A 9,987-nucleotide genomic window follows, 5' to 3' on the forward strand; every position below is an offset into this window, starting at 1 on the left:
ATATTTAATTTCAGTTGGTACTTAGAAAATGTTATAGGCAGAGAAGATTCATATGCAAATGATTTCTTAGATTTACTTCCTAAAAACGAACAAGAATATAAACAGCTTGTTGAGAAAATTAATAGTGGAAGATTTACTGATAAAGAAGAAATGGCATACGAATATACTGAAAAAGTTATAGTATTGCTTCAAATTTTGGATGCTCAAAATCAATTTGAAGCTTCCAATTTAAAAGATGTGCTTGTATTTAATGCATTGGTTCTTTATAAAGATGGTAAGCAAAATAGAATAAATGAAATGATAAGTAATGAAATAGAATGGGTTAAAACATATACAGATAAAGGTATAACGTATGAACAAAGAAAAGCTCAGCTTATAGAAATATTTAAAGAACAAAATCAGGATAAGGTTGAAAATCTTTCTGATGATGAAATTTTTGAGTTGATGAAAAAAGACAGAAATTTTAAGGGAGAAATTAAATATTTAACGGATATTCTTGGTATCAGCGGTCCAAGAAATAATAAAGAATCAACTACTGATAAATATACAAACCTTGAAATTAATGACACTTTCGGAACTCCGGGTTATGTAGAAAGGTATAATAAATATATTAAAGATAAGTATGTTGAAAACACCATAACGGATAAACCGGCATTATTAAATTTATATAGACAATATGTTCCTCATACCGGTTTTATAATGGGACCTATTCAGTTACTTGTTAACTTCAAAGAACTTATACTTGCTGTTGTTTCCACATTTGCTCCTATAGCAGCATATGTTGCATTTGCTCAAGGTGTTGTTATTTTGGGGTCTGCATTATTGTCACCTTTTATTGCATTTGTAGCTGTAATTGCTATTGCTCTTGGTATTTACTATGGCCTTTCTAAAGTTGAAAACATTCTTCAGAAAAATCTTATAAGAGATTATTTCGGAGAAGTTGTTCCTATATTTAGAAACAGAATAGACACTACGGATGAAACTGAAATAGAATCTCAAAAGGAAATATCAAAAACAAACAAGAAAATGTGGATTTTTGCGATAGCTTTAAAAACCGTTTTTGAAGCATATTTGTTTAACGGATTATTTACAGGGTTAGGTATAGCATTTCCTTCAGGTATTATGTCTGCAAGTTTTGTTGGAACCGGTGCTATGTTTGTATTGAACCCTGTAGTTTTGGTAGCATTAAGTTTTGTTATATTCGCAAGTTATTTGGCAGTATATAATTTTGCAAAAGACAGCGAATTTCTTTCATCAAAACAACATCCTAAACTTATAGCGTTTGCTGCCGTTTTATCTTCATATGTTGCTCTTGTTGCATTATTAACTTTTGCAACCGGTATTATGTTTACAGGATTAATTTCATTCCCATTTATATGTTTCTTCTTACTTGATTTCTTTGGGACATTTGGAATTTATAATACGATTTTTGCATATAAAGATAAAAAAGCAAAAGGTTATTTTAAAGCTGGAAAAGATTGGTCTTCAAGACAACAATATTTTGGTAATTTGGAACAAGCATCAAATAACAATGAAAAATATTCAAAACTTGCAAATTCCGAATTTATAACTGATTTTATGAATATAACCGATGATAGAATTATAGGAAAATTATCTCAAGATATGTTGGTAAGAATGTATAAAGATAAAAATCCTGATAAAAATGTTTTATCCACTGAAGAAATAGTTAAAGAAAGTGCTTTTACAAAGTTTGTTGATAATTTATCTCAAGAAGATAAGAATGAGGCACAACGTTTAATAGTTGTTGCCGCGGCTGAGTATCATAACCAAATGATGAAAGGTTTATATGACAGGCATCAGCTTACAACCGAAGAATATGAAAATTATTTGTTTAAGTTTGGTCAACCAAGAAACGGAAACTGGCTTGATAGGGAAATAACAGAATTCCCTGATTTTACTAAAGAACCTTCAACTATGTCTGCAAGGGAAGAATTTTTTAATGAGCATCAAGCCAGAAATGTTTCTACAAATATTGGGAATAAAACTCTTGTGTTAGGTGAACAAAATTCCGCACACATGGGCACAGGTTACGCAGAAGAAGTAACTTTGTATCTCAATAAAGGTGCTGAGCCGTTAAATGGAATTCATGATGATGGAACCGGTAATACAAAACTTACTCATCTTATAGGAGTATACACTGACGAATTCTTGGCGATGCTTGATAAATTTGAAGAAACAAAAGATAATGAAGGTAATGATTTGCTTCTTTATTATGAAAACGGTAAAAATGAAGATCCTGTAATTTATTCCGATGATGAAGCATTAGCTGCTTACCGCAGTATTAAAGAATTAATAAATGTAGATGAAAAAGGAAATGTTTCTGTTAATAAAGGTAAACAGGTAGAAAATAACGGTAAAGCTTTTGATGAAGATAATCCTATTGTTCAAATTATTTGTGCTTGGGGACAAATTCATGGACAGGAATTATCTGAGTTGGATAATGCTTTCAATGCAATTTATGAGGCGAATTTGTTACAGGCAAAAATAGAAAATGCCGATAAATATACAAATGAGGAAAATTTTGACAAAACCATATCTGAAGTATTAAAAGGTAAGAATAATTTCCTTATAGGTTATCAGGTTTATGCAAAAGATTTTAATAGAGTTATTGATGAAAATGGTAATGTCAAAATTGATTTTGAAAAAGATAATGGTATTAATAACATTATTTCAGTAAATAATAATGTAAAAAAGAATCCATCTGTTAAATATGCTGTTATTCAAAATCCTGAATTATTTGGTGAAAGACAATATGAAATTTTAAAAGATAAAGGAAATAGAACTCCGAATGAAAATATTGTATTTAATAAGTTAACTGAAATTAAGGATTTGGAAAATAAAGAAAATTTAACAGAGGAACAAAAGAATTTATTAAGTGATTTTGAAAATAATGAATTAATGCTTAATTTACCGGTAATATTGAAAGAAGAGCATATTACTTATGCTGATTTTAAAGCTCTTGAGCAAAAAATAAAAGAAGGAAATGCAACTTTTGATGAGATAAATATCTACAAACAGATTATGTTTGAAATAAAAGTTGTTTTAAAAACCGATGCAAAAACATTTTTTGCTGATAATAAAGAGTGTTCATATGTAAGCTATGATGTTAAAAAAGTTGAAATAGGTAATCCAATTCAAGGTTCAGGAAAAGCTGAGCATCTTAGAATTCTTGAAGATTTGAATGAAATGCTGTTTGGAACAAAATATTTGGCAACTTATGATGCAAACAATTCTATGGATATTCAAACAGCACAAAGACATTCTACGAAACAAAGAGTTTTAATGGAAAATCCTGGTCTCACTGCCGTTATTCCTGATGAAAAACAAAGCAAAACACTTAGAAATACCGTATTTTCGAGACTGAATGCTTCGTTGGAAGAACAACCTTTTAATACAATGCATGCTGCAATGGAAGTTGATAATACTTTACAATTATATGGTCGTGCTATGTACGATTTGGATAAAACTCGTGGTGAAACTGCTTACGGAGATAAAATCAGTGAAGACATGATTTTTGGTATGTTCTGTAGAATGACTGCAAGAAGTTACAAACCGATAGCGAAGATAGAAGGTTTAAAAGACGATAAACAAAAAGAAGCTGCCAGCAGAGGATTTACCGGAATGAAAAATAAATTTGCACAAGGTGCAGCTGAATTTTTTATTTCGTTGGCAATGGTAAGATATAATCAAATGTTAATGGAACAATCTAAAACAAGAAGTAAAAATCCTATAAGAAATTTAATTGAACTTTATTCGGGTGCATTTAAGATTTCGTCCTATTTATTCCAAGGCCCGTTAACCTATTTAAAAACTCTTCTTGTCAGTGGGGCAATCGGTTCTTATATCTTGATAGTTTTATTCTTTGGAATAAGTCCTTTTGCTGCGTTCCCTTATGCGATAGTATTTGCTTTGGTAAGTATTCCTTTGTCTCAATCAAATTCATTGCTCAGTTATGTAACATTTAAGTCTTCTTATAATGAAGGTAAAAATCCATTCTCTTCTTGGCTTAAAACTATATTAAAGCCGGCATTCCTTGGTGATTCCGATAATATGAAAGGCGGTTTCTTATCTGTTTTATTAAAGGGAATATCTGCATATATATTTACTGGAAGAGGTCTTGGTAAAGACAGTGATCATGTTATAACAGATGCTGCTACATATAATTCTCATTTTATAGCAAATGCTGCTCTTATCATTATTCTTTTTGCATCATTCATTGCTGCTCCTCATTTTGCATATATACTTTCTTTTGTTATGATATATTTCCCTTTTGCAAGTATCTGGTCACAATCCGGTTTAAGAACAGGTTTTAATTTAAAAGAATCTCCGGCAAAAACAGTATTTGGTAATATTAAGAAAGAAATTAAAAATTATTTCAGGGCTATATCTAACAGTAAAAAAAGTATTGATGAAAAAGTTGCAAATGCTTCCGAACAAGACAGAGCCGAATGGGAAAAAGTTCAAGAATTAAGAAACTCGGATGTTTTGTGGATTCAAATTGTTGTTACGGCACCTATTGTTATTGCGGTTATGCTTATCGGTAATTTATTTATGGTACCGGGTTACATATTAAAAAATATGAGAAAATCCGATACGGATAAAACTACTGATAATATTGAACAAAATGAAGATAAAGATGGTGGTGATGGTGATAATGTGAAAGTTCCTCTTCTTGAAACAAGTGCAATAACAGATCCCGGTAGATTATTAGATACTTCAGATACTTCAGAACAAACAACTACTGTCGAAGAACAAATTGACGAACAAAGAAAAGTTACATCTAAACAACAACCTGAAGTAATAGATGTTAAAGGAGAAGTTATTCCCGATGATGAAGAAAAAGAGCCGTCTGTTAAGCATGTAGAACAAGAGGAATCTGTTATAAAAATTGATAATGAGCAAGTTGAAGTTATAGAAGGAGAAACTAAACCTGTGCCTGTATCTGTAGAAAAGAAAAAAGAAGATAATATGATTGAGGTAGAAAATTATGAGGTAAAAGATACACAAATTATGCCTTCAGGTTTCTTGTCTGTATTATATAAATATTTTAATGATTTTGAAGAGTACTTTAATAAATTGGTTGAAAAAATATTTGGAGTAAAAAAGAAAGAACAAGAAAAAATAGAAGGTCCTGTTGCTGAAACAAAAAGATTAGAAAAAGAAGATAAAAAAGCAATTGAAGTAAAACCTGCACTACCTGCTGCTGAACAAGTTGAGGTTATAGATGAGAAAGTAGATAGTGAAAAAGAAAGAAGAGAAGATTTTAAACCTGTTAGAAAATTACCTCGTGAAAATATTGAAAATTCATTTTTAGGTCAAGCGGAACTTCCTGCAAAAGAAGAAACTTCTCAAACTAAAGTTGATGAAGTAGAAGAAATAGAAGAAGACAATGGTGCAGTTGATGTTATTGAAGAATTTACAAATTGGAGTAAGCATATTATTAAATTCTTTATTCCGTATCTTTCAAATACAGCAGCCGAAATTGGTGCAAATGCCACCGCCGGTGAAATTAAAGTTAAAACTTTACGTAGATTTGAATTTAACCAGAGTTATGATGCCAGAGGTAAAAACTTTGCAAGAGGTAGTAACATTACAGTAAAAGATGCTCAAAATAATGATATTAATTTCAAAGTAGGTGTTAGAACATACGGCGATAGTTACGAACTTGTTATGACAGTAATAGGTGAATCAAAAGCTAAATTTAATAAACTCAGCGAAAATGAACGAAGTGAAATTGTAGAATTTGCAAAAGCAGAATATTTAGATAGATTAAGTAGTGATAATCGTCTTACTGAAGTTTTATTTGAAAAAGTTTATGGTATTAAAACCATAGGTTTGCAAAATTATAGACAACTATATAAAAAATTCTGTGAAGAGCTTGATAATGAAAAAGAAAATGCAATATATAATGATGTTAATATTAGGCAAAAATTCAGTGTTTCAACATATTCAATAATTGAAGCTCCTGTTAAAAAATCTACTAACTATAATTTAAAAACAAGGCTATCTGCAGAACAATTAATTCGTTTACAAAAAGATGCAGGTTACAATACATTGGATTTAATTGTTGACGGACAATCAGATAGTGTCATAAAGAATGAAATTAGCCGTCTTAGAAATTTAGGTTTTGATGTTAATTTAATTGTTACCGTTAATGATAATTCTAATGTGGAAGAAATAACAAATTATATAAATAGATTCAGCAATCTTACAGGAGTTAAATTGGATGTTTCAAAAGTTCAAAATACTTCCTACATTATTGATAATTTTGTAATGCCTGTTGTTGCTGGTATAAATTTTGTTATGCCTGATGTGAATATTAAACTTGGTGAAAATGTAGATATTAAAGTGTTTGAAAAAATAAGTAATCAAAATTATGGTATCACTTTAAGTGAAAAAGGATTAGAAAAATTAAGTAATAATAGTAAGATATTTAATAAATTTATAGAAAATGGAAAAATAGAAGTTGAATACAGTGAAGATGTTGAAATTACAGAAGCAACTGCAAAAAAATTAGTTGCAATGGGTATTGGTGCAATATCTATTATGAAATATAGCTTTACTAAATATGGTAATTCAAAAATGTTCCAATATGCTAATAAAGCTAAAGTTTCGTATAATGCCGGAATTAGTATAGCTAAGAATGCTTTTGTTCAAAATTCTTTCGATATCAAAGATTTTACCGAAATGTTTACAAGTGAAAAATATACATTAAATGACTTTAATAATTGGTATGAAATAAATAAAGATAAATTATCTAAGAAAATGAAAACAGAGATAGAGCTTATTCTCACAGATGGTTATATTAATAATGATGAAAATGATAATAGCGGTTTGAGAATAAAAGCAATAAAACAGTTGTTTAGAGGTGTTATTGAAGCGACACTTGAAGAAGAACTTATTAATATTAATATTGATGATAATTCTATAAATAATGATATGAGAGAAATTTTAAATACTTTAAGCGATAACGAAAGAAAAATTATAAGGTACTTGTTAGTGCAGGCAAAAGTTACAGGTGTTGATATTGTATTAAATGAACAAACAATAAATAAATTTAAACAAATGAGTTTCCCTGAAATAAGGAATATGATGCAAGGATATATGGATTCCGTATTAATTAGAATAAATTCTGATAATATCTTGTTTGAAAAAGAAATTAGTTCTGAAGCTAAAAATAATATGATAACGACATTAAATATATTATTGAAATCCGGTGATATGTTAATATCTGAAAGAAATGTAGCTGATTTTGTAGATATAGGTAATAGTGCATTGGAAGGTGTAAGAGATATCTTGACAGCTGCATAATTTGGAATAGCAATAAGAAATACAAAAAGGACTTCCGAGTTTTTCCCGGAAGTCCTTTTTTTTCTGTCATTCCGAGTGAGCGAAGCGACGAGGAATATGAGTAATCTGTTGTTGTTCGTTGTCGTTCGCCGTTAATTATACATTCTACATTTTACATTATACATTGCCGTTTTGCCGTTGCCGTTAACCCCATAACCCTATAACCCTATAACCTAAAAAATTGACAATCATAAATATTTTATGTTATCAAGGGAAAAGTTTGTTGTAAAAACGACTAACTTTTCCAAAAACAAAATAAGGAAAAAAATGTATATAAAAAGAGATTTTTATCTTCAACCTGCACTTAATATTTCGGATGAGGATAAACAAAAGCAAGAACTTAGACCGCTGCTTGCCGTAAAAGATTTTTTTAAAAAATTTATAATAACAAAAACGACTCAAAAACCGTGGATTGATAACAACGGAATAATACATATAGGGATATATGATTTTTTATTAAACGAAGACATATTCAACTTATAATAATATTCTACATTGCCGTTTGCTGTTATCGTTAAATTCTCAGCCCTCAGCCATTCGGCTATAAATTTTTCTTGACTATAAAAAACAAAATATGATACAATAATCAAATGTTTATAACATTGTTCAATTGTTTGGAGGAATATAATGGCAAAATTAAAAACAGGCAGACATACATCTGCACTTAAAGAAGTAAGAAAAGCTGAAAAAAGAACGGCAAGAAATGCAGCTGCTACAAGTAAAATAAGAACACTTGCAAAAAAAGTGGAAGCAGCGGTAAAAGCAAAAAATAAAGAAGAAGCTCAAAAGGCATTGAATGTTGCTTTTTCTCAGTGGGATAAGGCAAGTAAAACAAATGTTATTCACAAAAATTCCGCTAATAACCAAAAAGCAAGACTTGCAAAATTGGTTGCTTCGATATAATCAAAAATTTTATTTAAAAAGCCGATATCTAAGCAATATCGGCTTTTTTTTATTTAACTTATGTCGGAAAATAAACAAATAGTTAAACATGCGGGTTATGTAAGCATAGGCACTGCAATATCCAGAGTTTTCGGTTTTTTAAGGGATATGTTGGTTGCTTATTTATTCGGTGCGGGTATGGTTGCCGATGCTTTTTATGCGGCTTTTAGAATACCTAACCTTATAAGAAGAATGCTTGGCGAAGGTTCATTTTCGGTTGCATTTATTCCCGTATTTTCCGAATATTTACATACCAAACAAAAATCGGAAACACAAAAACTTATAAATGTTGTTTTTACGGCATTGTTGCTTATAACAACCGTAATAACGATTTTGGGTGTTTTTTTTGCGCCGCAGTTGGTTAAATTTATTGCATGGGGTTTTACCTCAGACCCGGAAAAACTGCAACTTACCATAGATTTAACCCGTTTAATGTTTCCTTTCTTAATTTTTATTTGTTTGGCAGGGCTGTTACTTGCATTGTTAAATACATTACAAGCTTTTTTTATTCCTGCAATTGCACCTGCAAATTTAAGCTTTGCCGAAATTATTTATGTGCTTGCAATAGCTCCGCTTCTTACACCGGAAAATCAAATAAAAGGGCTTGCCGTAAGTGTAATTTTCGGCGGCTTGGGGCATTTTTTAATGCAGTATCCTTCTTTAAAAAAATTGGGATGGCATTTAAAATTTGATTTTAACTTAAATCATCCGGGATTAAAAAAAATATTTTTATTGATGATACCTTCTATAATAGGAATTTCCGTTGACCAAATAAATACTTTTGTGGATACTGTTTGTGCATCTTTTTTGGGTAACGGTTCAATAACCGCATTATATTATTCAAACAGGTTAATGCAACTTCCTTTGGCAATTTTCGGGCTTGCCCTTGCAACTGTTTCACTTCCTTTAATGTCAAAAGCAGTGGCACATAAAAATATTAATGATATGAAAGAAACATTAAATTTATCCGTCAGGTTTTCGGTTATATTATTGATTCCCGCAGCTGCAGGTTTAATTGTTTTGGGGCTTCCGATAATAAAAGTTTTATTTCAAAGGGGAAAGTTTGACGATATTGCTTCAATACTTACAAACCAAGCATTAATATGTTATGCTTTTGGCCTTCCGGCTTATGCAATATCTAAAATTTTTGCAAACACTTTTTTTTCTTTCCAGGATACAAAAACTCCGGTAAAAGTTGCTTTTTTAGTTATGATAATACATGTTGTTTTATGTGTGTATTTAATGAAAGTTATAGGTGTCGGCGGGCTTGCCCTTGCAACATCAATATGTGCATATATAAATTTTATAATTTTGGCATATAAAATAAGAAAAAAAATAGGCAATTTGGGAATAATAAAAATAATGAAATCACTGTCAAAAGCATTAGCGGCATCCGTTGTAATGGGAATAATTTGTTACCTTATAATGCTTATTAACATTTCATATTTTATTTTACTTCCGATATCAATTGTTTTTGGAATTTTTATTTTTATATTAACGGCAAAATTGCTAAAATCCGAAGAAATAGAACAACTTTTAAAAGCTTTTTTTAATAGAATTAAAAAAAGAAGCAATTAACGACGGTTTATATAAATAAGATTATCGGTTAAAAATTATAAAATAACTTATAACCCTATAACCTGATAACCTTATAACCTAAAAAACATGAATTGA

At 30.0% G+C, this 9,987-nt stretch carries 4 protein-coding genes; all 4 read left to right on the forward strand.

From position 1 onward, the window contains the following. Nucleotides 1–7,332: hypothetical protein (locus ACMUOV_RS03015; RefSeq protein ID WP_413853572.1), on the forward strand; the 7,332-nt coding region annotated here is incomplete at its 5' end. 306 nt (nucleotides 7,333–7,638) lie between these two features. Next, nucleotides 7,639–7,854, forward strand: coding sequence for a hypothetical protein (locus ACMUOV_RS03020; RefSeq protein ID WP_413853573.1), 216 nt, complete (start codon nucleotides 7,639–7,641; stop codon nucleotides 7,852–7,854). Nucleotides 7,855–7,998: 144 nt separating this feature from the next. After that, on the forward strand, nucleotides 7,999–8,274 hold the full coding sequence (gene rpsT / locus ACMUOV_RS03025) for a 30S ribosomal protein S20 (RefSeq protein ID WP_413853574.1): 276 nt from the start codon (nucleotides 7,999–8,001) through the stop codon (nucleotides 8,272–8,274). Between the two features lie 60 nt (nucleotides 8,275–8,334). After that, nucleotides 8,335–9,891, forward strand: a complete 1,557-nt coding sequence (gene murJ / locus ACMUOV_RS03030; protein ID WP_413853575.1) for a murein biosynthesis integral membrane protein MurJ — start codon at nucleotides 8,335–8,337, stop codon at nucleotides 9,889–9,891. Nucleotides 9,892–9,987 lie beyond the last annotated feature (96 nt).

Origin of the sequence: Candidatus Ruminimicrobium bovinum (assembly GCF_902760015.1) — a bacterium.
GTDB classification, from domain to species: Bacteria; Elusimicrobiota; Endomicrobiia; order Endomicrobiales; family Endomicrobiaceae; genus Ruminimicrobium; species Ruminimicrobium bovinum.

Excerpts from the sequence above, each read along its gene's own strand:
- ACMUOV_RS03020 (WP_413853573.1), top strand. The coding sequence starts at position 7,639 with ATGTATATAAAAAGAGATTTTTATCTTCAACCTGCACTTAATATTTCG.
- rpsT (WP_413853574.1), top strand. The coding sequence starts at position 7,999 with ATGGCAAAATTAAAAACAGGCAGACATACATCTGCACTTAAAGAAGTA.
- murJ (WP_413853575.1), top strand. The coding sequence starts at position 8,335 with ATGTCGGAAAATAAACAAATAGTTAAACATGCGGGTTATGTAAGCATA.